The organism is Phytopseudomonas dryadis (assembly GCF_004327355.1).
Classification (GTDB): Bacteria; Pseudomonadota; Gammaproteobacteria; order Pseudomonadales; family Pseudomonadaceae; genus Aquipseudomonas; species Aquipseudomonas dryadis.
In genome coordinates, this window is sequence record NZ_QJUM01000018.1 from 1 (window position 1) to 24,460 (window position 24,460).

23 protein-coding genes and 1 pseudogene are annotated in these 24,460 nt (G+C 66.7%); 11 read left to right on the plus strand and 13 right to left on the minus strand.

The window, feature by feature from the left end:
* Window positions 1–128 precede the first annotated feature (128 nt).
* Window positions 129–1,499, minus strand: coding sequence for an aminotransferase-like domain-containing protein (locus DNK34_RS15610; protein ID WP_131176278.1), 1,371 nt, complete (start codon window positions 1,497–1,499; stop codon window positions 129–131).
* Between the two features lie 117 nt (window positions 1,500–1,616).
* Here DNK34_RS15610 and DNK34_RS15615 point away from each other — a divergent pair, with 117 nt between their 5' ends.
* The 7 genes from DNK34_RS15615 (at window position 1,617) to DNK34_RS15645 (ending at window position 7,954) form a co-directional block, all read left to right on the plus strand.
* On the plus strand, window positions 1,617–2,903 hold the full coding sequence (locus DNK34_RS15615) for a hydroxymethylglutaryl-CoA reductase, degradative (RefSeq protein WP_131176279.1): 1,287 nt from the start codon (window positions 1,617–1,619) through the stop codon (window positions 2,901–2,903).
* A complete protein-coding gene (locus tag DNK34_RS15620; protein WP_278248882.1) occupies window positions 2,900–3,811 on the plus strand; it encodes a hydroxymethylglutaryl-CoA lyase in 912 nt (303 codons plus the stop codon). The genes DNK34_RS15615 and DNK34_RS15620 overlap by 4 nt, the downstream gene beginning before the upstream one ends.
* 16 nt (window positions 3,812–3,827) lie before the next feature.
* On the plus strand, window positions 3,828–5,066 hold the full coding sequence (locus tag DNK34_RS15625; RefSeq protein WP_131176281.1) for a CaiB/BaiF CoA transferase family protein: 1,239 nt from the start codon (window positions 3,828–3,830) through the stop codon (window positions 5,064–5,066).
* A complete protein-coding gene (locus DNK34_RS15630; RefSeq protein WP_131176282.1) occupies window positions 5,066–5,521 on the plus strand; it encodes an FAS1-like dehydratase domain-containing protein in 456 nt (151 codons plus the stop codon). The genes DNK34_RS15625 and DNK34_RS15630 overlap by 1 nt, the downstream gene beginning before the upstream one ends.
* Before the next feature lie 2 nt (window positions 5,522–5,523).
* Window positions 5,524–5,928 carry a hotdog family protein gene (locus DNK34_RS15635; protein WP_131176283.1) on the plus strand — a complete coding sequence of 135 codons (405 nt, stop codon included), beginning with the start codon at window positions 5,524–5,526 and terminating at the stop codon, window positions 5,926–5,928.
* A 110-nt stretch (window positions 5,929–6,038) separates the two neighbouring features.
* Complete coding sequence (locus tag DNK34_RS15640) at window positions 6,039–6,572, plus strand: hypothetical protein (RefSeq protein ID WP_242675343.1); 534 nt, start codon at window positions 6,039–6,041, stop codon at window positions 6,570–6,572.
* Window positions 6,572–7,954, plus strand: a complete 1,383-nt coding sequence (locus DNK34_RS15645; RefSeq protein ID WP_131176284.1) for a tripartite tricarboxylate transporter permease — start codon at window positions 6,572–6,574, stop codon at window positions 7,952–7,954. The genes DNK34_RS15640 and DNK34_RS15645 overlap by 1 nt, the downstream gene beginning before the upstream one ends.
* A 184-nt stretch (window positions 7,955–8,138) precedes the next feature.
* Here DNK34_RS15645 and DNK34_RS15650 read toward each other — a convergent pair whose 3' ends face one another.
* The 3 genes from DNK34_RS15650 to DNK34_RS15660 all read right to left on the minus strand — a co-directional run bounded on the left by DNK34_RS15650 (window position 8,139) and on the right by DNK34_RS15660 (window position 11,050).
* Window positions 8,139–8,837, minus strand: a complete 699-nt coding sequence (locus tag DNK34_RS15650; protein ID WP_131176285.1) for a pentapeptide repeat-containing protein — start codon at window positions 8,835–8,837, stop codon at window positions 8,139–8,141.
* 249 nt (window positions 8,838–9,086) lie between these two features.
* Window positions 9,087–9,800: an SDR family oxidoreductase gene (bdcA, locus tag DNK34_RS15655; RefSeq protein WP_131176286.1), complete on the minus strand. Its 714-nt coding sequence runs from the start codon at window positions 9,798–9,800 to the stop codon at window positions 9,087–9,089.
* A 44-nt stretch (window positions 9,801–9,844) separates the two neighbouring features.
* Complete coding sequence (locus DNK34_RS15660) at window positions 9,845–11,050, minus strand: MFS transporter (RefSeq protein ID WP_131176287.1); 1,206 nt, start codon at window positions 11,048–11,050, stop codon at window positions 9,845–9,847.
* A gap of 109 nt (window positions 11,051–11,159) precedes the next feature.
* On the opposite strand from DNK34_RS15660, the gene DNK34_RS15665 reads away from it, so the two are divergent.
* Complete coding sequence (locus DNK34_RS15665; protein WP_131176288.1) at window positions 11,160–11,771, plus strand: TetR/AcrR family transcriptional regulator; 612 nt, start codon at window positions 11,160–11,162, stop codon at window positions 11,769–11,771.
* A 63-nt stretch (window positions 11,772–11,834) separates the two neighbouring features.
* Here DNK34_RS15665 and DNK34_RS15670 read toward each other — a convergent pair whose 3' ends face one another.
* The 3 genes and pseudogenes from DNK34_RS15670 to DNK34_RS25875 form a co-directional block, all read right to left on the minus strand.
* The gene (locus DNK34_RS15670; RefSeq protein ID WP_207401608.1) at window positions 11,835–12,509 is read right to left on the minus strand and encodes an RBBP9/YdeN family alpha/beta hydrolase; all 675 of its coding nucleotides are present in this window, start codon (window positions 12,507–12,509) and stop codon (window positions 11,835–11,837) included.
* Between the two features lie 101 nt (window positions 12,510–12,610).
* A complete protein-coding gene (locus tag DNK34_RS15675; RefSeq protein ID WP_278248883.1) occupies window positions 12,611–13,213 on the minus strand; it encodes an MmyB family transcriptional regulator in 603 nt (200 codons plus the stop codon).
* A pseudogene (locus DNK34_RS25875) lies at window positions 13,193–13,339 on the minus strand (helix-turn-helix domain-containing protein); the annotation flags it as partial. The gene DNK34_RS15675 and the pseudogene DNK34_RS25875, both read right to left, overlap by 21 nt.
* 251 nt (window positions 13,340–13,590) lie before the next feature.
* On the opposite strand from DNK34_RS25875, the gene DNK34_RS15680 reads away from it, so the two are divergent.
* On the plus strand, window positions 13,591–14,571 hold the full coding sequence (locus DNK34_RS15680; protein WP_131176289.1) for an SDR family NAD(P)-dependent oxidoreductase: 981 nt from the start codon (window positions 13,591–13,593) through the stop codon (window positions 14,569–14,571).
* A gap of 353 nt (window positions 14,572–14,924) precedes the next feature.
* Here the strand turns inward: DNK34_RS15680 and DNK34_RS15685 are convergent, their stop codons facing one another.
* Complete coding sequence (locus DNK34_RS15685; RefSeq protein WP_131176290.1) at window positions 14,925–16,106, minus strand: acetyl-CoA C-acetyltransferase; 1,182 nt, start codon at window positions 16,104–16,106, stop codon at window positions 14,925–14,927.
* A gap of 464 nt (window positions 16,107–16,570) precedes the next feature.
* Between DNK34_RS15685 and DNK34_RS15690 the strand changes: the two genes are divergently transcribed.
* Window positions 16,571–17,491 carry a lipid A biosynthesis lauroyl acyltransferase gene (locus DNK34_RS15690; RefSeq protein ID WP_131176291.1) on the plus strand — a complete coding sequence of 307 codons (921 nt, stop codon included), beginning with the start codon at window positions 16,571–16,573 and terminating at the stop codon, window positions 17,489–17,491.
* A gap of 112 nt (window positions 17,492–17,603) precedes the next feature.
* On the plus strand, window positions 17,604–18,776 hold the full coding sequence (locus DNK34_RS15695) for a patatin-like phospholipase family protein (RefSeq protein WP_131176292.1): 1,173 nt from the start codon (window positions 17,604–17,606) through the stop codon (window positions 18,774–18,776).
* Window positions 18,777–19,147: 371 nt separating this feature from the next.
* Here the strand turns inward: DNK34_RS15695 and DNK34_RS15700 are convergent, their stop codons facing one another.
* The 5 genes from DNK34_RS15700 to msuE form a co-directional block, all read right to left on the minus strand.
* The gene (locus tag DNK34_RS15700) at window positions 19,148–19,993 is read right to left on the minus strand and encodes an amidohydrolase family protein (protein WP_131176293.1); all 846 of its coding nucleotides are present in this window, start codon (window positions 19,991–19,993) and stop codon (window positions 19,148–19,150) included.
* A complete protein-coding gene (gene ssuD / locus DNK34_RS15705) occupies window positions 19,990–21,132 on the minus strand; it encodes an FMNH2-dependent alkanesulfonate monooxygenase (RefSeq protein ID WP_131176294.1) in 1,143 nt (380 codons plus the stop codon). The genes DNK34_RS15700 and ssuD overlap by 4 nt, the downstream gene beginning before the upstream one ends.
* An 86-nt stretch (window positions 21,133–21,218) precedes the next feature.
* Window positions 21,219–22,322 (minus strand): sigma-54 interaction domain-containing protein, encoded by a 1,104-nt coding sequence (locus DNK34_RS15710; protein ID WP_131176295.1) that lies wholly within the window; start codon window positions 22,320–22,322, stop codon window positions 21,219–21,221.
* Between the two features lie 9 nt (window positions 22,323–22,331).
* Window positions 22,332–23,519, minus strand: coding sequence for an acyl-CoA dehydrogenase family protein (locus tag DNK34_RS15715; RefSeq protein WP_131176296.1), 1,188 nt, complete (start codon window positions 23,517–23,519; stop codon window positions 22,332–22,334).
* A gap of 82 nt (window positions 23,520–23,601) precedes the next feature.
* Window positions 23,602–24,165 (minus strand): FMN reductase, encoded by a 564-nt coding sequence (gene msuE / locus DNK34_RS15720; RefSeq protein WP_131176297.1) that lies wholly within the window; start codon window positions 24,163–24,165, stop codon window positions 23,602–23,604.
* Window positions 24,166–24,460 lie beyond the last annotated feature (295 nt).

Sequence of the window (24,460 nt, forward strand, 5' to 3'; positions counted from 1 at the left end):
AAAACCGCTCAACCTCTGGCAGCCGATCCCCAGACGGCCGCAGCCCGTAGCCTGTGGTTGAGCGCAGCGATACCCAGGGAACAGACCCCGGGTATCGCTACGCTCGACGCCGGGCTACCTTGCTGCGTTCAACGCATCAGGCTGCGGCGAAACGCCGGGTCGTCCAGGTAGGCGACGTTGAGCCGCGTCCAGGGCACCGGGGTGCGGCGGTCGACGGCGAAGATCGCGCCCGGGGCGAGCATCACGCCTTGCGCCAGGCACTGCCGGGTCAGGGTGTTGGCGTCGTCGATGCCGGGGAAGCGCGCCCACAGGTAGAGGCTCTGCTGCGGCCGGCAGAACACCTCGGCGCCCAGTTCGTCGAGTACCTCGAGCCCGCGTTGCGTGGCGGCGCGCAGGCGATCCTGCAGGCGTGACAGGTGGCGCAGGAAATGCCCTTCGCCGAGGATCACGTCGATGGTGCGCTCGCTGTATTCGGCGCCACTGTTGTGCAGCAGCATTTTCAGGTCGGCCAACTCCTCGATGCGCTGTTTGCTGCCGGCGATGAAGCCGACGCGCAAGGCGGCGGAAATCGATTTGGAGAAACTGCCCAGGTACAGCGTGCGTTCGCACTGATCCAGCGCCGTGAGTTTCGTCGCCGAGCTGGGTTTGAAGTCGGCCATGGCGTCGTTTTCCACCAGCAGCAGGTCGTGGGCTGCGGCGATCTGCAGCAGGCGGTGGGCCTTGGCCGGGGAAATGTCCGAGCCGGTGGGGTTGTGGCCCACCGACTGGAGGAAGAACAGCTTCGGCTTCTCCCGTTTCAGCACCCGTTCCAGCGCGTCCAGGTCCGGGCCGTCGGCCTGCCGTGGCACGCCGAGCATGCGCGCGCCCTGCAACTGCAGCTTGCCGAACAGCGGGTAATAGCCCGGATCCTCGACCAGTACCGCGTCGCCGGGTATGACGTAGCGGCGGATGATCAGATCCATGCCGTGGTTGGCGCCCAGGGTGGTGACCAGTTGCCGTGGCGAGACGGCGATGCGGTAGTCCGCCAGCTTCTGCGCCAGGCGCTGGCGCAAGCCGGGATTGCCCAGCCGCGTGCCGTAGCGGAACAGGGTGGTGACGCCGCCGCGCACCACCTGGCGGTGGAACTTGTCCAGGCGCATGTCCATCAGCCACTCCACCGGCGGGAAACCCTCGCCCAGGTGCGAGTGGCCCGGGTCGCGGACGAACTGCTGGCGCATCATCCAGATGGTGTCCAGCGCCCGGGTGTAGGGCTGCGATTCGTCCTCCTCGACACTGGCGCTGACGTTCTTGCAGACGAAGAAACCCTTGCCGTGCCGGGCTTCCACCAGGCCCTGGGAGGCCAGGTGTTCGTAGGCGGTGATCACCGTGTTTTTCGAGTACCCGTGCAGGCGCATGTATTCGCGCAGGGAGGGCAGCCTGCTGCCGGTCTGCAGGGCGCCATCGGCGATCTGCCGGGCAATGGCGTCGGCGACTTTCTGCGCGAGGGTCGGTCGGGGCATGGCGCAAATCCCTGGGTACAGGAATGAAGTGTCCGGGCAAACTGTACCTTCTTTCAGGGATACAGTGAGGATAACGTTCGTCCCAACCAAGAACAAACGACTCCCCGAGGAGCGCCCATGTCGATCGATTCCCGCTTGCCCGACTTCCGCAATCTGTCCCCCTCCCAACGCCTTGATCAGGTGCAACGCCTGCTCGGTCTGTCCGCCGAGGACACCGCGCTGCTGCGTGACGCCGGCGCACTGCCGCTGGAGATCGCCGACGGCATGATCGAAAACGTGATCGGCACCTTCGAGCTGCCTTACGCCCTGGCCAGCAACTTCCGCATCAACGGCCGCGAGATGCTGATCCCGCTGGTGGTGGAGGAGCCTTCGGTGGTCGCCGCGGCCTCGTTCATGGCCAAGCTGACCCGTCCGGCAGGTGGCTTCCAGACCTCCAGCAGTGCGCCGCTGATGCGTGCCCAGGTACAGATCATCGCTGTCAGCGACCCCTGCAACGCGCGCCTCAGCCTGCTGCGCAACAAGGACGAGATCATCGCTCTGGCCAACAGCAAGGATCAGTTGCTGAACACGCTCGGCGGTGGTTGTCGCGATATCGAGGTGCACACCTTCATCGACAGTCCACGCGGGCCGATGCTGGTCGCCCACCTGATCGTCGACGTGCGCGACGCCATGGGCGCGAACACGGTGAACACCATGGCCGAAGCGGTGGCGCCGCTGATGGAGCAGCTCACCGGCGGCAAGGTGCGCCTGCGCATCCTCTCCAACCTCGCCGACCTGCGCCTGGCCCGCGCCCAGTTGCGCATCGCCCCGGAGCATCTGGATACCGCCGAGTACCAGGGCGCGGAGGTCATCGAAGGGGTGATCGACGCCTATACCTTCGCCGCCATCGATCCCTACCGCGCCGCGACCCACAACAAGGGCATCATGAACGGCATCGACCCGTTGGTGGTGGCCACCGGCAACGACTGGCGGGCGGTGGAGGCGGGCGCCCATGCCTATGCCTGTCGCAATGGTCATTACGGCTCCCTGACCACTTGGGAGAAAGACAGCCAGGGCCATCTGGTGGGCACCCTGGAAATGCCCATGCCGCTCGGCCTGGTCGGTGGCGCCACCAAGACCCATCCCCTGGCGCAGCTGTCGTTGCGCATCCTCGGCGTCAAGAGCGCCCAGGAACTGGGCGAGATCGCCGTCGCCGTCGGCCTGGCGCAGAACCTCGGGGCCTTGCGTGCGCTGGCCACCGAAGGCATCCAGCGTGGTCACATGGCCCTGCATGCGCGCAATATCGCGCTGTCGGCCGGTGCCCGTGGCGATGAGCTGGACTGGCTGGTCAAGCGCATGGTCGAAACCCGGGACGTACGCGCCGACCGTGCCCAGGCGTTGCTGCGCGAAAAGCGCGGGCAGTGAGCATGGATAGCGTCCGCCTGGTGGAGGTCGGGCCACGCGATGGCCTGCAGAACGAAGCGCGCAGCCTGCCGGTCGAGACGCGCATCGGCCTGATCGAACGGCTGGCCGCCAGTGGCCTGCGCCGCATCGAGGCGGGGGCCTTCGTCTCGCCCCGCTGGGTGCCGCAGATGGCCGATTCGGACGAGGTGCTGCGCCGACTGCCGGCACGTCCGGGTGTCGTCTACAGCGCCCTGGTGCCCAACCTCGAGGGCCTGGATGCCGCACTGCGGGCGGGCTGCCGGGAGGTCGCGGTATTCGCCGCGGCCTCCGAGGCCTTCTCGCGGAAGAACATCAACTGCTCCATCGACGAGAGCCTGCAGCGCTTCCAGCCGGTGCTGGCCAAGGCGCGCGAGCAGGGCGTGGCGGTACGCGGCTACGTATCCTGCGTGCTCGGCTGCCCGCTCAGTGGCGCGGTGCCGCTGGCCGACGTGGTACGGGTCAGCCGCGATCTCTACGCCATGGGCTGCTACGAAGTCAGCCTCGGCGATACCATCGGTGTCGGCACGCCGGGCAAGACCCGCGAGCTGATCCAGGCCTGCGCCGGCGAAGTGCCGCTCAGCGCGCTCGCCGGGCATTTCCACGACACCTACGGCATGGCGGTGGCCAATGTGCACGCCGCCCTGGAGAGTGGCGTGCGGGTGTTCGACAGCTCGGTTTCCGGGCTCGGCGGCTGCCCTTATGCACCCGGCGCCACCGGTAATGTGGCGAGCGAGGAACTGGTGTACCTGTGCAACGGTCTCGGTCTGGCCAGCGGCGTCGACCTGGACGCGCTGATCGAGGCCGGGCGCTACATCGATCAGGCCCTGCAGCGCAGCACGGCGTCGCGGGTCGCCCGTGCCATGAGCCGGCCGGGTGCCGAACAACAATAATGAATGGAGCAGGCGCATGAACCCTCTCAGCGATACCCTGGCGACGTTCGCCAAGCCCCTGGGCCCACTCAAGGGCGTGACCGTTCTCGACCTGACCCGGGTGGTCGCCGGGCCCTACTGCGCCATGTTGCTGGCCGACATGGGCGCCACGGTGATCAAGATCGAGAACCCCAACGATCCCGACCTGACCCGCGACTTCCCGCCACTCAGCCGCTCGTCCAGCGAGCCGCTGAGTGGTTTCTTCGCCCAGTTCAACCGTAACAAGATGGCGGTCGGCCTCGACCTGAAGAAGGCCGAGGGCAAGGCCACCTTCCTGGAGATGGTGCGCAAGGCCGATATCGTCATCGAGAATTTCCGCCCCGGCACCATGGCCAAGCTGGGCCTGGGCTATGACGTGCTCAAGGCGGTCAACCCGGCCATCGTGTTCACCGCCATCAGCGGCTTCGGCCAGCATGGCCCGAACTCCTTGCGGCCTGCGTTCGACAGCAGCGCCCAGGCCAGTGGCGGTCTCTGGTCGATGAACGGCACGGTGCAGGAACCGATGCGCGTGGGCACCGTGCTGGGCGACCTGTCCGCCGCGCTGTATGCCGCCATTGGCACCCTCGGTGCGCTGCGTGAAGCAGAGCGCAGCGGGCAGGGCCAGCTGGTCGATGTGTCGCAGCAGGACGCCATCGTCTCGCTGACCGAAAACGCCCTGGTGACCTACACCGAAACCGGCAAGGTCACGGTGCCCGAGGGCAATGGCCATCCGTTCGTGCGTCCCTACGGGCGCTACGCCTGCAAGGATGGCTATGTGTTCTTCGGCGCCTACACCGACAAGTTCTGGCGCGAGGCCTGCCTGACCTTCGGCGACGAGGCGATGGCCAGCGACCCCGAGGTCGACAGCATGGCCAAGCGTTTCGACAGCGAGGTCTACCTGCGCAAGGTCAAGCCGGCCGTGGAGCGCTGGCTGGGCGCATATACCAAGGCCGAGCTGGAGGCCATGACCGGCGACCGTTTTCCGCTGTCGCCGATCAAGGGCATCGACGAAGTGGTGGCCGATCCGCACCTGCGCGAACGCGACATGGTGGTGCCGGTGGACTATCAGGGCGCGCGTTTCGAGGTGTTCGGCAATCCGATCAAACTCTCCGGCGGCACCCTGGAACGCGGCGCATCGGCCCCCGGTGTCGGTCAGCACAACCCATCGATCTACCGCGAGTGGCTGGGCCTGGACGAAGCCGAGTATGACGAGCTGGTTCGCCTGGGGGTGATCTGATGGGCTTGCTCAACGAAGCCATCCGCAGCCATATCGGCGTGTCGCTGCCGGCGGTGCGTTTCGAGGTACAGCGCAACGACATCCGCAAGTACGCGGTTGCCACCGGCCAGCAGCAAGCGCGTTACCTGAGCGGTGACGAAGCGCCGCTGCTGTTCCTGTTCAGCGCCCTGATGCCGGTGCTGCCCCTCGACCAGTTGCTGGCGGACGGGCACAAGCCGGGCGACGCACTGATTCCCGAGTTGCCGCTGAAACGCATCCTGGCCGGTGGCAGCGAGTTCGAGGTTCATCGCGCCATCCGCCCCGGCGATGTGCTGCTCTGTCGGCAGACCCTGGTGGACATCCAGGAAAAACAGGGCAGCGAAGGGCCGCTGATCTTTCTGCTCTTCGAAAACCGTTTTGAAAGCGAACAGGGCGAGCCGGTCGTGACCGAGCGCCTGACGCGAATCGCGAGGTGAACATGACTCGAGCAAGCACTGTCGAGGTGGGCCAGCGCCTGCCGCAGCGACACCATGCGCCGGGCACGGTGCAACTGTTCCTGTACAACGCGGCGATCTGGAATGCGCACCGTATCCACTACGACCTGCCCTATGCGCAGCAGGTCGAGGGGCATCCGGGGTTGCTGGTGGACGGGCCACTGCAGGGCGACTGGCTGACGCAACTGGTGGAGGCCTGGATGGGTGAAGGCGGACGAATCCTGCGCTTCAGCTACAGCAACCGGCGTGCGGCCTACGTCGGCGACGCGCTGACCGCCGAGGGCGAAATCACCGGCGTGGATGCGCAGCAGGTGACGCTGGAACTGCGCCTGGTCAACCAGCATGGCCAGGTCACCACCCAGGGACGAGCGGTCGTGGCGCTCCACTAGCTCTTTATCGAACACCAATCCCGGCATTGGCCGGGCAGGGGCCGGCAAGGCCCTGGATCACCACGCTGTTTCCTCGATAACAACAAGAGCCCGAACGGGCGGAGGACACCATGAGCCAAGCGCTTGCCAAACCGGCCGCGACACCGCCCAGCACGGACGCCAGCCGCAACACCGACAACCTCTACGAAGTGTGGGGCGACACCGTCGATGCCAGGCATCTGGTGTTGTCCATCATCGTCGGCGCCATCGTCAGCCTCGGCGCCTATGCGCTGGCCCTGTGGCTGCTCGGCGGCATCGTCGAGTCGGCGCAGATGGCCAAGGCCTACGCCATGCTCTTCGGCATTCTCGGTTGCCTGGGCGGCGGGGCGATCAGCGCCATGCTGTTCAAGCCCAAGCGCGATGTGGTCGAGCATGTGGCGGACCCGGCCTTTCGCGAGCAGGTGGTGGGTGACCTGCTCAAGGAGTACGGCAGCCTCGGCCGTCTCGAGGACACCTCGCCCGAGGTGGTGGCCGAGTTGCATGAGCTGGGGCTCTACGAGCTGTTCCGCGAGGCGCAGGCCAGGGAAGCGCGGGAAGGGGGCGCGGCGCCCGAGGCCGAGGCGGATGTGCGCGCCTCCCTGGCGCTGAGCGGAGGACGCTCCTGATGGACGGCCTGCTCTATGAGATTCTCATGGCCTTGAGCCTCGGCCTGTTCGGCGCGGTGCTGTTCTCTGCCATCGGCCTGGTCTCGGGAACCGACGAGACCACCACCCTGGCGCCACTGACCATGCTGGTGGTGCTGCTTGGCGCGCCGCCGGCCGGCATCCTCACCTTCTTCCTGGCCGGGGCGGTGGCCAAGCACATGACCCACGCGGTGCCCACCGCCTTGCTCGGCATTCCCGGCGACACCTCGGCAACCGCTCTGATCGGCGATGCCAACCACCTGCGCCGCCTCGGCGTACCGCATGTGGCGCTGCGCAAGATGATCTCCGGCGGCGCCGTGGCGGCGGTCATCGCGGTACCGCTGGCGGTGCTGTTCGCCGTGCTGCTGGCGCCGTTCGGCGATGTCATCAAGCAGTTCGCGCCCTGGGTGTTCCTCTGCGCCGCCTTCACCATCGCCTACTTCTCGGCCGGACGCTGGGCGGCGGTGCTGGCGCTGCTGCCCTTCGTGCTGGTCATCGTCGCGCTGCAGACCCTGACCGCGCAGTACGACGTCAAACTGGCGGTCAGCTACTTCCTCGGCATCGCCGTGGCGCCGCTGATCACCTCGCTGTTCTCGCTGCTGGCCCCGGCCGAGCGCGAGCGGATGCGCCGCGACGAGTTCCGCACCTTCTCCCTGGCGCCGGACATGAAAGGCTGGCGTGGCTATTTTCCCAATCCCTTCCGGGTGATCAACAAGCGCCAGGCGCGCATGACCGCCATGGCGGCGAGTGTGACCAGCGCCACCTTCGTGTTCAGCCCGGTGGCCATGACGGTGATCATGGGCGAGCTGATCGGCGCCCGCATCAAGCAGGCCTACGAGCGGCTGACAACGGTGATCACCGCCCGCAACGGGGTGACCGAATCGACCTACATCGCCGAGGCGCTGATTCCGCTGATCGCCTTCGGCCTGCCGCTGAGCCCGGTGGCGGCGGGGCCGGCCGCGCCTTTGTTCAACGCGCCGCCACGTTTCAGCGTGGACAGCGCCAGCGGCGAGATCAACAACCTGCACAACCTGCTGAACAACTGGGAGTTCCTCGGCTACGGCATGCTGGCGGTGATCGTCGCCATCCTCATCGCCTATCCCTTCACCATGAACTTCGCCCACCAGGCGGCCTCGTTCGTGGCGCGCAAGATCAGCCACGAGGCGGTGATCGCCACCTTCATCGGCCTGGTGCTGGTGGTCGGCATCTGGGAGGGTGGCCTGCTCGGGCTGCTGGTGATCGTCACCATCGGCCTGCTCGGCGGCTTCCTCGGGCGTTTCCTCGGCTTCAATATCGGGGTGCAGTTCATGGGCTATTACACCGCCGTGCTCAGCGTACCGGCGCTGATCGCCCTGCTGGGTTGAGGGCCGTATCCTAGGGTCTGTTGCCGTTTCAACGCGAGCCGCGTTGCAGCGAGAAATCTCGCCAAGCGAGGCGGAGGACGCAGGGAATGGCGTTCCCTTTTCAAGTCCTCCAACGAAGCATGGCGAGATTTCCCGCGCAACCCGAAGGGCTCCGGCGCGGCCGTGCGTGAAACGGCAACAGACCCTAAAGGACGGTCAGGCCCAGGCCCGCCAGCAGCATCGACGCCTGGGCTCGGGAGATGATCGCGCCCTTGAACAGCTTGGCGTCGACCAGGCGCAGGCCGTCCAGGCTGGCCTCGCGCAGGTCGGCCTGGTCGAAGCGGGCATCGTTGACCCGGGCCAGGGACAGGCTGCCGCCTTCGACGAAGACCGCCTTGCGGAAGTCGCAATGGCTCAGATCGGCCTCGGCGAAGTCCAGGTTGTGCAGTTCGCTCTTGTAGAACGACAGGCCCGACAGGCAGGCGCTGCGCAGTACGCAGTCGTTGAAGGTGAGGCCCAGGGAAGCGCAGTCGACGAAATTGGCGCCGGTGAGCTTGCAGCCCTCGAACGAGGCCTGGGCCAGCTTGCTGCGCTGCCATTTGCTGTTGTTGAGGTCGCAGCGCAGGAAGGTCGCGTCCACCAGCGTGGCCGAGACGAACAGCGCCTGCGCCGCGCGGCAGTTGAGCCACTGGCTGGCATCCAGCTTGGCGGCGGTGAGGTCGCTGCCGGCGAACAGGCAGCGTTCGAAGCGGGCGCCACGCAAGTCCAGGCGCGACAGGTCCCGAGCGCTGAAATCGACGCCGCTGAACGCCAGCGGCCCAGGCCGTGCCGCGATCAGTTCGGCCAGATCATGGCCCTCGAGGTCGTCCTGACCGATATGAAAATACTCACCTGCGCTGGGCATGAACCCTCCCGAGTGATTGATTGAAGGCCGCGCCGCTGCCATCGGCTGAAGGCGCGGGCCAGGCCGCCAGACTTGCGCAGAACCGCCTTGCGGCAGGCGCTGGCAGGCAAAGCAGCGACGAGACTGCCAGCAAATGGCCCGGCTGTCTCGTCGTACTGAGCGGCCGGGGTGATTCGCCGTTCGCCGCCGAACCGGATCAGCGTGGATCGCTCGGTGAAAACGTTGCGCCGGCTATCGAGGTCATGCTGATCAGGCGGCAAAGCCCCCGTCGATGGTCAGCGCTGCGCCGGTCACCAAGCCGGCTTCGGCACCGGCCAGCCAGGCGACCAGGCCGGCGATTTCGTCGCTGCGGGCGTGGCGCTGGATCGCCATGAAGCTGTGCATCAGCTCGTTCAGCGGGCCGTCTGCAGGGTTCATATCGGTATCCGTGGGGCCTGGCTGCACGACATTGACGGTGATCCCGCGTGGGCCGAAGTCACGCGCCAGGCCTTTGACCATGCCGGTCAGTGCGGCCTTGCTGGCCCCGTAGGCGGCCATGCCCGGCATCGGCGTGCGCTCGGCGTTGGTCGAACCGATGAAGATGATGCGGCCGCCTTCGGGCATCTGTCGCGCCGCGGCGATGGCGGCGTGGTAGGGCGCATGGATGTTGATGCGAAACAGCAGGTCGATGGCGTCGGCGTCCAGCTCGAGCGGATCGCCGGCGATGAATACGCCGGCATTGACCACCAGAATGTCGAGGGGGCCGAGGTTGGCGATCTCTGTATCCAGTGCGCCGCGATCGGCGCTGTCCAGGTGCACGGCGTTGCTGGCGGTGGCCGTGGCCAACGCCTTCGCGCTTGCGCCCGAACTGGCATAGGTGAAGGTCACACGGGCGCCGTCGCTGGCGAAGCGGCGCACGATGGCCGCGCCGATCCCACGGCTGCCGCCGAGTACCAGAACCGATTTATTGCTTGAATCAGACATGGGCGTATCTCCTGCAGTGGAGCATGAGTGGGAAAAGGAGGCGGTCAGTGGCCGGCCAGCACTGCATCGCTGCGCCGCTGCCCGGACGGAAAGCCATGGCTGCTTGCCGTGGCGGCGATCCATAGACCGCTCAGCAGCAGGGCCAGCATTACCCAGGGGAACGAGCCGACGCCGAGCTGGCCAAGCAGCACGCCGCCCAGTAGGCCTGCGCCGGCAATGGCGCCGTTCCAGATGACGACGTTCATCGACAGCGCTACATCGGCGCCACGACCGGCGGCGTCGGCCAGTGCCGTTTGCAGCAGCGTGGCGGCGCCACCGAAGGTCAGTCCCCAGATGAATACGCCGCTGTACACCAGTAGCGCGGACTCGGCATGCAGGCCGAAAAGCAGCGCGACCAGGGCGAAGGTGGCGAGGCTGGCGAGCACCGCGCGGCGCAGGTGACGGTCGACCAGCCGGCCGGTTATCCCTATGCCTGCCAGAGCGGCGAGGCCGAAGGCCAGCAGAACCACATCGACCTGTGCGGCGAGCCCGGCGGGTGCCAGAAAGGGCGCGATGTAGGTGTAAAGGATGTTGTGGGCAAGCATCCAGGTCATCACCACGCCCAGAACGGGGCGTACCCCCGGGGTCAGGAACACCGCACGCAGTGGCAGGCGTTGCGCACCGCTCTGGCCGGGGTAGTCCGGTACTTTCGCCAGCACCCAGACGATCAATGCCATGCTGAGCACGGACATCAGGCCGAATGCCGTGCGCCAGCCCACCAGGCTGCCGAGCCAGGTGCCCAGTGGCACACCCAGCGAGAGGGCGATGGGTGTGCCGACCATGGCCAGCGCCAGGGCGCGGCCCTGCTGGTGCGGGGCGACCATGCGCCGGGCATAGCCGGCGAGCAGGCTCCAGGCGAGCCCGGCGGCTACGCCGGCGAAGAAGCGGGCGATCAGGGTCAGCACGTAACTCGACGAACAGGCCGTGATCGTGTTGAAGAGCAGGAAACCGACGATAGATAGCAGCAGTACGTTGCGCCGCCGCCAACCCTGGGTGGCGATGGTCAGAGGGATGGCGGTCAACAGCGAGCCCAGCGCATAGAGGGTGACCAGTTGACCTGCCAGTGCGGAGGACACGCCCAGGCTACGGCTGATCTCCGGCAGCAGGCCGGCGGGCAGGGTCTCGGTGACGATGCAGATGAAGCCGGTCATTGCCAGTGCAAGCAGCGCGGCGACCGGTAGCCGGTCGGGTTTCGGGGGAGTGGAAGGCATGGCGGGTTCTGTGGATATATATCGATTGGTATAAATGTAGGCGGATGGGAGTCCATGGTCAATGACTTTTGTATCGACTAGTATTTATATGATCACCAGGAGGATGGATATGGCACAGATGGGGCGCCCACGCACATTCGACCGCGATGCGGCCGTCGTCCAGGCCATGCACCTGTTCTGGGAGCATGGCTATGAATCCACATCGCTGAGTCAGCTCAAGGCCGGTATCGGTGGCGGTATTTCCGCGCCCAGTTTCTATGCGGCTTTCGGTTCCAAGGAGGCACTCTTCAAGGAAGCGCTGCAGCACTACCTGAACACCTATGGGCGGGTCACCGAAAGCCTGTTCGACACCGCGCTGCCACCACGTGACGCCATCGAGCTGGCCTTGCGGCGATCCGCCAGGATGCAGTGCGAGGCAGGGCACCCGCGGGGCTGCATGGTCGCGCTCGGGGTGATCGGCGTGTGCTCGCCGGAGCGGGCGCAGGGCCCGACGCCGCTGAGCGAGGTCAGAAGCCGTACCCGAGCCGCTATCCAGGCCTGCATCGAGCGCGGACTCGCCGCCGGCGAACTGGCGGGCACGACCGATGTGCGAGCCCTCACCTCGGTGTTCGACAGCTTTCTGCTCGGCCTTTCCACCCTGGCCCGGGATGGTGTCGAGCATGCGGCACTGGATGCGGCGGTGGGGCAGGTCATGGGGGTGTGGGACAGCTGCCGCCAATAGGCCGCGGCGTTGACGATATCTGCGAACAGGACGACCGCCGTGACCTGCGCGGGCTGGGCGGGTTCATCGGTGCGGTCGCGAGGGTGACGACGTCATCATCGCCAGGAGCGCGTCGAGCGCCTGGGGCAGTTGCACGAAACCATCCGAGGCGAGGAAATGGCCGCCCTGTTCCAGGGTCACCAGCTTGGCGTCCAGCTTGTCCGCCAGGCGTGCGCTCAGCGGATAGGGCACGATGGGGTCGTCTTGGGCGGCGATCACGCTGCGCTTGCCGATCCGGCCACGCAGGGCGGCGAAGTCCAGCGGGCGGCTGGTGAAGGCGTCGAGCTGCGGCAGCGCCGGCAGGGCTTCGGCGAAGCCTGACACCAGCACCGCGCCGCCGACCCGGCTGCCGCCCGGCTGACGCTGCAGGTGATCGAGCAGGGCGATGCAGCCCAGGCTGTGGGTGACGAAGTAGCTGTCGCCATCGTGACGGTCGATGGCCGTGTCCAGGTAATCGGCCCAGCCCTGTACCGAGGGGCGTTGGGAATCGGGTAGCGCCAGCACCCGCGCCTCGATGCCGCGCTGTTCCAGTTGTTCGCTCAGCCAGGCGAACCAGTGGTCGCTCGGCGCGGCGCCATAGCCGTGAACGATATAGACGATGGGGGCAGGCGCGCGTTCGGCGGCCATGGCGGAGGGCAGTGGCCACAGCGACTGGATGTACAGGCAGAGCAGGGTAGCGGCAAGCAGACGGCGGATCATGGTATGCAGAGTTCCCTCGTGCTCATCGCCGAGCAGTAATCGGCATCGCAAGCTCGTATCGGTGTGTACGAGGAGACGAGCTTGCTCCTATGGATAAATGGCTAGGTGGAGCGAAGAAGCCGACCGAGCTTCTGCGCTGTGTTCCCTTCCTGGAGCGGCGTGTAGATGACGAGCTTCAACTCGGAGTGATCGAGCACGGCAAGCCTCGTGTACTCGAACACCATGCGCCCCACCATGGGCTGGTCGATGCGTTTGCATCCGGCCACGGCACTCGACACGTCGTGCCTGGGCCACCAGTCCCGAAATTGAGGGCTCAGCGCATTCAGCAGCGTGATCAGGCGCTCGAAATCGGGATCGCCGGCGAAACGCACGCTATCTGCGCGGAAATTGGCGAGTGCGATCGGCGCCAGGATCTCCCAGTCCACCACCTTGCGGCGGTGATCGGGATTGGCGAACACCATGTGCATGATGTTGCGCTCGTCGCCCGACAGCTGGCCGTAATCGCCGAACACCGCCGCAGCCGCGTGGTTCCAGGCGAGGATGTCCCAGCGACGCCCCAGCACGTAGGCCGGCTGTCCGGCCATGCTCTCCAGCATGCGCCGCAGCGCCTCGGGAACGGCCTCCGGGCCGCAAGGGCGCAGGCCCGGCGGGGGACGATCACTGAGCTGGAAAAGATGCCGTTGCTCGTCGGCATCGAGCCTCAAGGCACGGGCGATCGCCGACAGCACTTCGGCGGAAGGACGCACCTCGCGTGCTTGTTCCAGCCAGGTGTACCAAGTCGTGCCAACGCCTGCGAGCAAGGCGACTTCTTCGCGGCGCAGGCCGGGTGTGCGACGCCGCCGCCCCTAGGGAAGCCCGACGTTCTCCGGCGACAGGCGTTCCCGTCGGCTACGGAGAAAGTCGGCCAACTCGCGGCGCCGCATCTCTTCGCTCGTCACTTTGGCATCCATGGATTCATCGTAGCAGTATCGATACCGGAATAAAGCCAGTCCTGTTTACGGTTGCAGGTCAATGCCAAAGTTCCGCCAGCACCGTGGAAAACCCCGCTATCGTCAACCTTCCCGTTAAGGAGCGCTCGAAGATGCCCGAGAAACCCACACTGGCACCAGGCCCCCTCCGGGCGATCCCGTTCCTGGACTCCGGCGCAGAGGAACGCCGGCAGTTCCTCAAGCTCCTCTCGCTCGCGGCCGGCACTGCCTTGTTGTCCCCGGCGTTCGCGTCAACCGGCGCTCGGGCGGGCGGGGGCAACGCCGGCGGCAAGCGAAACATCCTGATCACCGGGGCCACGGATGGTCTCGGCCGCCGCCTCGCCGAGCGCCTGGCGGCACCGGGAGTGACGATCCTCGTGCATGGCCGGGATCAGGCACGGGCGCAGGAGGTGCTGACCAGCATCCGCGATGCAGGCGGGACAGGACAGTTCTACCGGGCCGATTTTTCTTCACTCGCCGCAGTAGCCGAACTCGCCGAGGCGGTCTCGCAGGATCACCAACGTCTCGACGTGCTGGTGAACAATGCCGGGATCTATACCGGCAAGCCAGGCGAAGGCCGCCGGCTCAGCCAGGACGGCCACGAATTGTGCTTTGCCGTCAATTATCTCGCGCCTTTCGCCCTGACTCGCCGTCTGCAGCCCTTGCTGAGGTCGAGCAGCCCCGCCCGGATCGTCAATGTCGCTTCGGCCGGCCAGAACGCGATCGACTTCAACGATGTCATGCTGGCCCGCGACTACAACGCCCAGCGTGCCTACGGGCAGAGCAAGCTCGCGCTGATCATGTTCACGATCGATCTGGCGCAGGAATTACGGGGTTCAGGCGTTACGGCGAATTCGCTTCATCCGGCGAACTATATGGATACGGCCATGGTGCGTGAGTCGGGGATCAGGCCCTGGAGTAGCGTCGATGAAGGGGCGGATGCGCTGCTTCAGCTCATCAACGCGCCCGAGCTGGCGGATCGCACGGGTCTCTATTTCAGTGGCCGGCGCGAAGCCCGGGCCAATGCGCAAGCCTATGACGAGCAGGCCCGGGCCCGACTGCGTGCGCTCAGCATCCAGCTCACGCATCCATGATCGGCCCATGCCCGGGTGCTGCGCCCGGGGGGGATGCCGTCGATCGTAAAGCCCGGCACAATCGGTAATGCCGGTCAGTTAAGCATTTGGCCCGCAAAACGGCGGTTTGCCCTGGCCCTGTAGGAGCCGCGACCTCGCGGCGAATCGTGGCCATATCGCGATTTCTGCAGCATGGCCACCCTCGCATCGCGCCGAGGTCGACGCTCCTACACGGGCGGCGATTTGCCACTCTTGCTCCTACAAAAACCTTATCTGATCAGCATTACGGCACAATCGGGGCCTGCCAGATACGGCAGCTGTCGAGCGTCTTCGTCGAGCAGGCCGAGGCATGCGCCGTGGCGGTGCTGGTGGACTCAGTCGCGCTCGAGCAGCAGCGCCACGCCCTGGCCGCCACCGATGCACAGGGTGGCCAGGCCCTTGCTGGCGTCGCGCTTGAGCATTTCGTGCAGCAGGGTCACCAGCACCCGGCAGCCTGATGCGCCGATGGGGTGGCCGAGGGCGATGGCGCCGCCGTTGACGTTGACCCGGGCGGCGTCCCAGCCCAGTTCCTGGCCGACCGCCAGGGCCTGGGCGGCGAAGGCTTCGTTGGCCTCGATCAGGTCGAGCTGGTCCAGCGACCAGCCGGCCTTGTCCAGGCAGCGGCGGGTCGCCGACACCGGGCCGATGCCCATGACCGCCGGGTCCACGCCGGCGTTGGCGTAGGCCTTGATCCGCGCCAGCACCGGCAGACCGAGGGCGGCGGCCTTGGCGGCGCTCATCAGCAGCACCGCGGCGGCGCCATCGTTCAGGCTCGAGGCGTTGCCGGCGGTGACGCTGCCGTCCTTCTTGAAGGCCGCATTCAGCTTGCCCAGGGATTCGGCGCTGGTTCCGGCGCGGGGCTGCTCGTCGGTGGCGAAGGCGAGCGCGTCGCCCTTGCGCTGGGGAATCAGGATGGGGGTGATCTCGTCCTGGAAACGACCCGCTTCGATGGCGGCCACGGCCTTCTGCTGCGAGGTGGCGGCGAAGGCGTCCTGGGCTTCGCGGCTGATGGCGTATCGGTCCGCCAGGTTCTCGGCGGTGATGCCCATGTGGTAGTCGTTGAAGGCGTCCCACAGGCCGTCGCTGATCATGCTGTCGAGCAGTTGGCCGTGGCCCATGCGCAAGCCGGTACGCGCCTTGGGCAGTACATAGGGCGCCAGGCTCATGTTCTCCATACCGCCGGCGATGACCAGTTCGGCGTCGCCGCAGCGGATCGCCTGGGCGGCCAGATGTACCGCCTTGAGTCCGGAACCGCAGACCTTGTTCAGGGTCAGCGCCGGCACGGCGTGGGGCAGGCCGGCGCCGATCGCCGCCTGGCGGGCGGTGTTCTGCCCGGCACCGGCGGTAAGTACGTGGCCGAGGATCACTTCGTCGACCTGATTGCCATCCAGGCCGGTCTGCTCGAGCAGGCGGCGGATCACCGCGGCGCCCAGTTCGGTGGCGGGAACGCCGGCCAGCGCACCCTGGAAGCTGCCGATGGCGGTGCGGGTGGCGGCGACGATAACGACATCTTGCATGGGGGTTCTCCTGGCCGTGACAGTGTCGGCCCTGTTGTTCTTGTCATGGTTCGCGCCGCGCAGGCGGTGGCCCGGTCTGCGCTGTACAGGAACTCGGACGGTCATTTCCCGTGCGTCGGGCGAGATGACCAACTGGCGATCCTGGCGGCGATTGCCTCGATGCTGACGCCGGGCGCGTACTCATGCAAGACAAAGCTGCCGTTTCGCGGGTCAGGCCGCCCAGGTCGGCGAGCACCTGGCGGATGCAGGCGCAAGCGTTGCAACGCTCGAGCCTCGCCGAAGGCACGACCACGCAGGGTGGAAGGCGCTTTTCCCTGCCACCGGCAAGCGTTTCGTCTCCGCGCCAACCGGCATGGGCCGTGAGACCCTGGGCATCGGCCGCCGGACAGAATCTCCCGAGTCGCCAAACCGGGTGGGCGTAGCTGCTAGAATGCGCGGCTTTGATCGTTTGTCCGGGATCGTCAATGGATCGTCCAGTGTTTCGTGGCTACTTCCTTCACCCGCGCTTCTGGCCGCTGTGGCTGGGCCTGGGGCTTCTCTGGCTGACCGTGCAGCTGCCTTATGGCGCACTGCTGGGGCTGGGCCGTGGTCTGGGCTGGCTGATGTACCGGGTGGCCGGTTCCCGGCGGCGGATCGCCACGCGCAACCTGGAGCTGTGCTTCCCGCAGATGTCCGCCGCCGAGCGCCAGGCGCTGCTGAAAGAGAATTTCGCTTCCACCGGCATCGCTTTCTTCGAGATGGCCATGAGCTGGTGGTGGCCACGGGAAAAGCTCGCCCGCCTGGCCCATATCGAGGGCATCGAGCACCTGCAGCAGGCCCAGGCGCGAGGCCAGGGCGTGATCCTCATGGCGGTGCACTTCACCACCCTGGAGATCGGCGCCGCGTTGCTCGGCCAGGTGCACACCATCGACGGCATGTACCGCGAGCACGGCAATCCGCTGTTCGATTTCGTCCAGCGCCGTGGCCGTGAACGCCACAACCGGGATGCCACGGCCATCGAGCGCGAAGACGTGCGCGCCATGATCAAGGTGCTGCGTGGCGGCCGGGCCATCTGGTATGCGCCGGATCAGGACTACGGTCCCAAGCAGAGCCTGTTCGCGCCGCTGTTCGGCGTGCAGGCGGCCACGGTGACCGCCACCACCAAGTTCGCCCGCCTGGGCCGCGCCATCGTGCTGCCGTTCACCCAGGTGCGCCTGCCCGGTGCACAGGGCTATCGGCTGACCATTCACCCCGCCCTGGCCGATTTCCCCGGCGAGAGCGAGGAGGCCGACTGCCTGCGTGTCAATCAGTGGGTCGAACAGGCGATCGCCACCTGCCCGACGCAGTACCTGTGGGCTCACCGACGTTTCAAGACCCGGCCACCGGGCGAGCCCAGGCTGTATTGAAGCTTCAAGCCGCTAGCTTCAAGCTTCAAGCTGAAAGCGGATCCATGGTTAAGCGAATTTCTTGCTTGCAGCTTGTGGCTTATAGCTTGCAGCTTTTGTTGGGAATCGATCGATGACGCAGGATGCTTCCCCCGGCCCGGCTACCACCGGGCTCATCCTTTCCGGCGGCGGTGCGCGTGCGGCCTATCAGGTCGGCGTGCTGGCGGCGATCGCCGATCTGTTGCCCGATGCCACGCGTAACCCGTTCCCGGTGATAGTGGGCACCTCGGCGGGGGCGATCAATGCGGTCGGTCTGGCCTGCGGTGCCTTGCACTTCAGCGAGGCGGTGCGCCGGCTGGGTACGGTGTGGCGCAGCTTCCATACCCATCAGGTGTATCGCAGCGACTGGCCAGGGGTATTGCGCCAGGCCAGCCGTTTCGTCGGCCACAGCCTGCTCGGGCTGGGCGGGCAGGTGCCGGTGGCCTTGCTCGACAGCTCGCCACTGGCCGAGCTGCTGGCGCGGGAGCTGGACTTTACCGGCATCGCCGCCGCGGTGCGCCAGCGTCAGCTGCGCGCGGTGGCGGTCACGGCCTTCGGTTACGAGTCGGCCCAGGCGGTGACCTTCTATCAGGGCCGCGCGGCCATCGACCCCTGGTTCCGCCATCGCCGGGTCGGCGTGCCGACACGCCTGGCCTTGCCGCACCTGCTGGCCAGTGCCTCGATCCCGCTGATCTTCCCACCGGTGAAGATCAACCGTGAATACTTCGGTGACGGCGCGGTACGCCAGACCGCGCCGATCAGCCCGGCCCTGCACCTGGGCGCCACGCGGGTGCTGGTGGTGGGCGTCAGCGGCAATCCGCTGGGCGAGCAGGCCGCCGCCGAAAGCCTACGTCCGCTGCCGGCGGCGAGGCCGCCGAGCCTGGCGCAGATCGGCGGGCACCTGCTCAACAGCACCTTCATCGACAACGTGGAAAGCGATATCGAACTGCTCGAGCGGCTCAATTACCTGGGCCGCCTGATTCCCGCCGAGCAGCGGACCCGCGGCCTGGGCCTGAAGCCGGTGGAGGTGCTGGTGATTTCCCCGAGCCAGCCGCTGGACGTCATCGCCGCCCGCCATCGCCGCGAGCTGCCCGCGGCGCTGCGCCTGTTCCTGCGCGGGCCGGGCGCGACCAAAGCCAGTGGCGCGGGGGTACTGAGTTACCTGCTGTTCGAGCCCGGCTACTGCAACGAACTGATCGAGCTCGGCTATCAGGACGCCATGGCCAAGAAGGGCGAGCTCGGCGCTTTTCTCGGGTTCGCGCCATAGCGCTGCAGCGGAGACGGCCTCAAGGTGCGAGCGGCTGCCGGGATGCAGCTGTCTCCACGTCTTCGCCGCAGCGCTGTCGCGCAGCAAACAGGTCGATGCAGACAGAGTAACGCGATGGGCTCGCTGGCGAGTCCATACGTAGGATGGGTGCAACCCATCAATTGCAGCTACGCGGCCCGACCCATCCTGAAATTTTTAAACGCCCATAAATCAATGGGTTACCTGATATTTGATGAGAGGGCGGGTAGGTGTCCGCTTTGCTCGCGAGCACATCGATAGAGCGCGAAGCGCTCGCGGCCAAAGCCCCTCCCACAGAGGCCCGGGTGAGGCGTCATCCACCCCACCCGGGCTGCGTGTTGCAGGCTGCTCGCCTACAGGCCGAACAGCCGTGTCGCGTTGCCGTGGAAGAACTTCTCCAGCACCTCGTCCCTGAAGCCCAGCGCCTGGGCATCCTCGATGCTCTGGCGGATCGGCCGGAAGCTGTAGGAGGAGCCGAACAGCAACTGCTCGGCGAGGAAGCCATTGGCCGCCTGCACGTAGGCTTCGCTGCCGGGCAGGAACAGGTACATGTCCGGCACCAGGTGGATGTTCTCGTAGCGGAAGGCCACGCCGAGGGCCTGTTGCACGTTGGGCCAGAAGCCGTGGTAGACGACGATGGCCAGCTCGGGAAAGGCCCGGGCCACGGCCGCCAGCCGGCCCGGGTCGTTGTACGCCGGGTCGGGGGTGGTCGGCCCGCTCATCAGGAACAACGGGATGCGGCGTTTCTGCAGGTGGGCGTAGATCGGCCAGTACAGGGTATCGTCGGCATGCCGAGCCGGTTCGCCGAAGCCTGGCTCCAGGTCGATGCCTGCCAGGCCGAGGCTGTCGATGGCGCGGTCGATCTCCGCCAGCGCGCCCTCGACGCCCAGCAGCGCCGGATCGATGCCGGCGATGCCGAGCAGTTCGTCGTGGCCATGGACGATGCCATGGATGGTGTCGTTGGGCAGGTGCTGGCTCGGCGTATGGCGGCCGACCACCACCGCCTTGCTCAGCCCGGCATCGCGCACTTCGGCGAGGAATCCGTCCGCCGTCAGCGAGCGTTCGAAGTGATCGTCCGGGCCACGGGTGCCGACCCGCCGGTTGAGCCAGCGGGCGCTCGCGTGCTCGGGGCTGCCCGGCGTGGCGCCGAAGAAGTCGTGCAGGTAGGCCGGGCGGCAGCGCATGTCGATGATCTTCATGCCGCGCTGTCCTCCTTGTCGACCTTGCCGGCGCGGACGTCGAAGGCGCCACCGGTGAATGCCCCGGCCACGGTCACCTTGCCCTTGCCGGGCAGCAGCGGGAACACCAGTTCGGCGAAGCGGTAGGCTTCCTCCAGGTGCGGGTAGCCGGAGAGCACGAAGCTGTCCACGCCCAGGTCGGCGTATTCCTGCAGGCGCGCGGCCACCGTCTGCGGATCGCCGACCAGGGCGGTGCCGGCGCCACCGCGTACCAGGCCGACCCCGGCCCACAGGTTGGGCGACACCTCGAGGCGGTCGCGACGGCCGCCGTGCAGCTCGGCCATGCGCCGCTGGCCCACCGAATCCATCTGCGCGTAGTTGGCCTGGGCGGCGGCGATGCTGGCGTCGTCCAGGTGGCTGATCAGTTCCTCGGCGGCGGCCCAGGCCTTTTCGCTGGTTTCCCGGACGATGACGTGCAGGCGCACGCCGAAACGCACGCTGCGGCCGTGACGGGCGGCGCGCTCGCGCACGTCGGCGATCTTCTCGGCCACCGCCGCCGGGGGCTCGCCCCAGGTCAGGTAGGCGTCCACGTGCTTGGCCGCCAGTTCGTGGGCCGCTGGCGACGAGCCGCCGAAGTACAGGGGCGGATAAGGCGTCTGCAACGGGGCGAAGAAATTCTGCGCGCCCTTGACCTTCAGGTGCTTGCCGTCGAGGTCGACGGTTTCGCCTTGCAGCACGCGGCGCCAGACGTCGAGGAACTCGTCGGCCGCCTCGTAACGTTGGTCATGCTCGAGGAACACGCCGTCGGCGGCCAGTTCGGTGGCGTCGCCGCCGGGCACCACGTTGAGCAGCAGGCGTCCGCCGCTGGCCTGGTCCAGGGTCGCGGCCTGCCGCGCCGAGGCGGTGGGGTTGCCCAGGGAGGTGCGCAGCGCCACCAGCAGCTTGATGCGCTGGGTGACCGGAACCAGGCTGGCGGCGGTCACCCAGGGGTCCAGGCAACTGCTGCCGGTGGGGATCAGCAGGCCGTCGTAGCCGAGGCTTTCCGCGGCCACGGCGATCTGCCGCATATAGGCGTTGGTGGCCGCCCGGCCGCTGTCGGAAATGCCCAGGTAGCGGGTATCGCCGGAGGTGGGCAGGAACCAGAAAATATCGAGACTCATGATCAATCATCCTCGTTGCGCGTAAGCGGGATGGAGCCCTCGCGAGCTCCTGTTCATGCAACGCATGGCGCTATCTTGTTATGGGTTCATATCGACAGGTTGATCACCCGCCGGTCCTGAATGCTGTGGGCGGGGCGGCGCTTGTTCACCACCAGTTCGCCGATCCTGATCAGTTGCGCGCGGGTGACGTTGCGCGTCAGGCCGAGCAGGTTGGCGGTGTGCACCTGGTTGTAGTGGCAGAAGCGGTAGGCCGAACGCATCAGGGCATCCTCGACCTTTTCGTGCACGGCGCCGGTATGTTCCTCGAAGAGTTTCTGGAAGGCGCGCTGCAGCAGGGCGTCGGCCGACTCGTCGTGCAGCCGGTGGCTGTCGTCCTGGCGTTCCAGGCGCAGGTTGGACAGGTGCAGATCATTGGCGCCGACCACCTGGTCGCGGCAGATCAGCAGGGTGTGGTGGATGACGTTCTCCAGCTCGCGGATATTGCCCGGCCAGCTGTAGCCCACCAGTTTCTGCTTGGCCGCATCGTCCAGGGTGACCTGTTCGTAACCCAGGCGCCGGCTGTATTCGGCGATGAAATGGCGGGTCAGCGGCAGGATGTCGCCAGGGCGCTCGCGCAGCGGATGCAACTGCAGGCTGACCACGTTGAGGCGGTAGTACAGGTCCTCGCGAAAGTGCCCGGCATTGATGGCCTTTTCCAGTTGCACGTTGGTCGCGGCCAGCACCCGCACGTTGATCGGGATGCTCTTGCGCGAGCCCAGGCGCACCACTTCGCGCTCCTGCAGCACGCGCAGCAGCTTGACCTGGATAGGCATGGGCAGATCGCCGATCTCGTCGAGGAACAGGGTGCCGCCGTTGGCTTCCTCGAACCAGCCGGCCTTGGCCGCCAGGGCGCCGGTGAAGGCGCCTTTCTCATGGCCGAACAGTTCGGCCTCGACCAGCGACTCGGAGAAGGCGCCGCAGTTGACCGCGACGAAGGGGCCGTTGCGGCGGCCACTGAGGTTGTGGATGTGGCGTGCGACCAGCTCCTTGCCCGTGCCGGTCTCGCCAATGATCAGGACGCTGGCCTCGCTCGGGGCGACCTGTTGCAAGTGGGCGAGCAGCGCCTGCGATTTCGGGTCTTCGAAGACTTGAGCGGTAGCCCTGATCGAGGTGGCCAGTGTCGGGGACGGGGGCAAGGTCAGCAGTTGCATGGTGATCCCTTATGAGTAGAAAGACGGCGTGGGGCGCGTCTGGTTCAGCGCCCAGTCGCCCAGCTCGTGGATCTTGTAGTCCACGGGGTCGTGCAGGCTCTGGGTTCTGAGGTTGCGCCAGTGGCGATCGAAACGCAGCGAGGCATGGGTCGCCCGCGCGCCGGTGACTTCGAACAGGCGGCTGCAGATGTCCAGGCCGGTACGGCTGGCGGTGACCTTGGCGGCGGCGATGGCCAGCGCCAGTTGCGCGCGCTCTTCGCTGCCCAGGGCGTTTTCCTTGCGCCAGGCCTCATCGAGCAGGTGGGCGGCGCGTTCGACCAGCAGCCGGGTGCCTTCCAGGCCGACCCAGAACTCGCCGTAGTGACGCAGGATGTAGGGGTCCTCGCTGACGTGCTGGGCCTTGGACTTGAACCAGGGACGGCTCTCCTTGAGGGTGTAGCGGCGGGCTTCGTCCAGGGCGCCTTCGGCGATGCCGAGGAACACGTGGCTGAAGTGCAGTTGCGCGATCAGCGGGCGCAGGCTGGCGAAGGGCGTGCTGAGCGGGCCCGGATCGAGCAACAGTTCGTTCTCTTCGACGCGCACGCGCTCGAAGGTGGCGCTGCCGCTGTCGGTCTGGCGCTGGCCCATGTTGTCCCAGTCGCCGTGCAGGGTGATGCCGGTGCGACCGCTGGGAATGGCGGCGATCAGCAGCTTGCCGCCGGCGCTTTCGTCGATCGCCGAGGCGATCAGCATTTCCGAATCGCTGGCGCCGGAGCAGAAGCTCTTCTTGCCGGAGAACTCGCGCCAGCCGTCGAATTTCCTGACCACGGTACGGGTGTCCAGCGGGTTGAGGGCGTTGCCCCAGAACCAGTTCTTGCGCGCGGTCTGTTCGAACCAGGGCTGCCACTGGTCCGGACGCGAGAACAGCCGCACGGTGGCCAGCATCAGGTGCTGGAAGCCGAATACATGGGCGACGGAGCTGTCGACCTTGGCCAATTCGCGGACGATATCCAGGGTCTCGCTCCAGTTGGCGCCGAGGCCGCCGAACTGCCTGGGAATGCTCAGGGCGAGCAGGCCGCTGGCGCGTATGGCGTCCCGTTCGGCCTTGGGCGTGCCGCCTTTCTCGTCTCGCTCGACAGCGGTCTCGGCGAACTGCGCCGCCAGTTTTCGAGCGGTCTGCAGGGGGCTGATCACGCTGCTCTGTTGTTGTGCGCTCACGCGGTTGTCCTCGAATCGTTCGTGTTCGTCGCGCTTCGGCCGTTCACGGCGGCGGCTGTCCGACGCTGGAAGCGGATGCGCCTCAGGCGATCCGGCGTGCTGCCTGCGGGCCGTTGGCGAACAGCGGCAACGCCCGCTCGACCGCCAGGCGAATGCGGATGCGCAGGGCGTCGTCGCTGACCTGGTAATCCTGGAAATCGCTTTCGCTGCCGTATACGCCCAGGGGCAGGGTCAGCGCCTGGAAGAAGCCGAACAGCGGGCGCAACTGGTGTTCGATGACCAGCGCGTGGCGGCTGCTGCCGCCGGTGGCGGCGAGCAGCACCGGGGTCTGGATCAGGGCGTCCTGGTCGATCAGGTCGAACAGGTGCTTGAACAGGCCGGGGTAGCTGCCGCGGTACACCGGTACGGCGACGATCAGCAGGTCGGCGTTCTCGATGGCGCGCAGGTGACGTTCCACCGACTCCGGTAGTTCGTCGCGGCGCTGCGCGGCTCCCAGTCCCCGGGCGATGTCGCCGAGGCTGACCCGGTGCGGGGCCAGCGGCAGGTGGGCGGCGAATTCGCCGAGGATGGCTTCGGCCAGGGCCTGCGTCCGCGAGGGCTGCTGGGGGCTGGCGGCGACAGTGACGACATTCAGCGGGGTGGACATGTTGAGTTCCTGTGCGGTTGCTCGGTGCATCCCTGAGAGCAAGAGCCATACCAGGGGCGCAAGCCCCTGTTTGCGGGGTGGACAGGCTGGGCGGTTGTTGTTTTCCGGCGTATCTGTTGCCGGTCTGTTGCCTGGGCAACAGTCGTTTTCCGGACAGTTCGCGCAGAGGGCAGCCGCTGGCCCGGGGCATGGTTAGGGTTATACGGCGTTGCTTTTAATAATTAAAAGAACTAATGCGGATATAGATATGTTTGCTTTTTATATATCTAGGGCAATCGCCCTGGCGTCGTGCCGT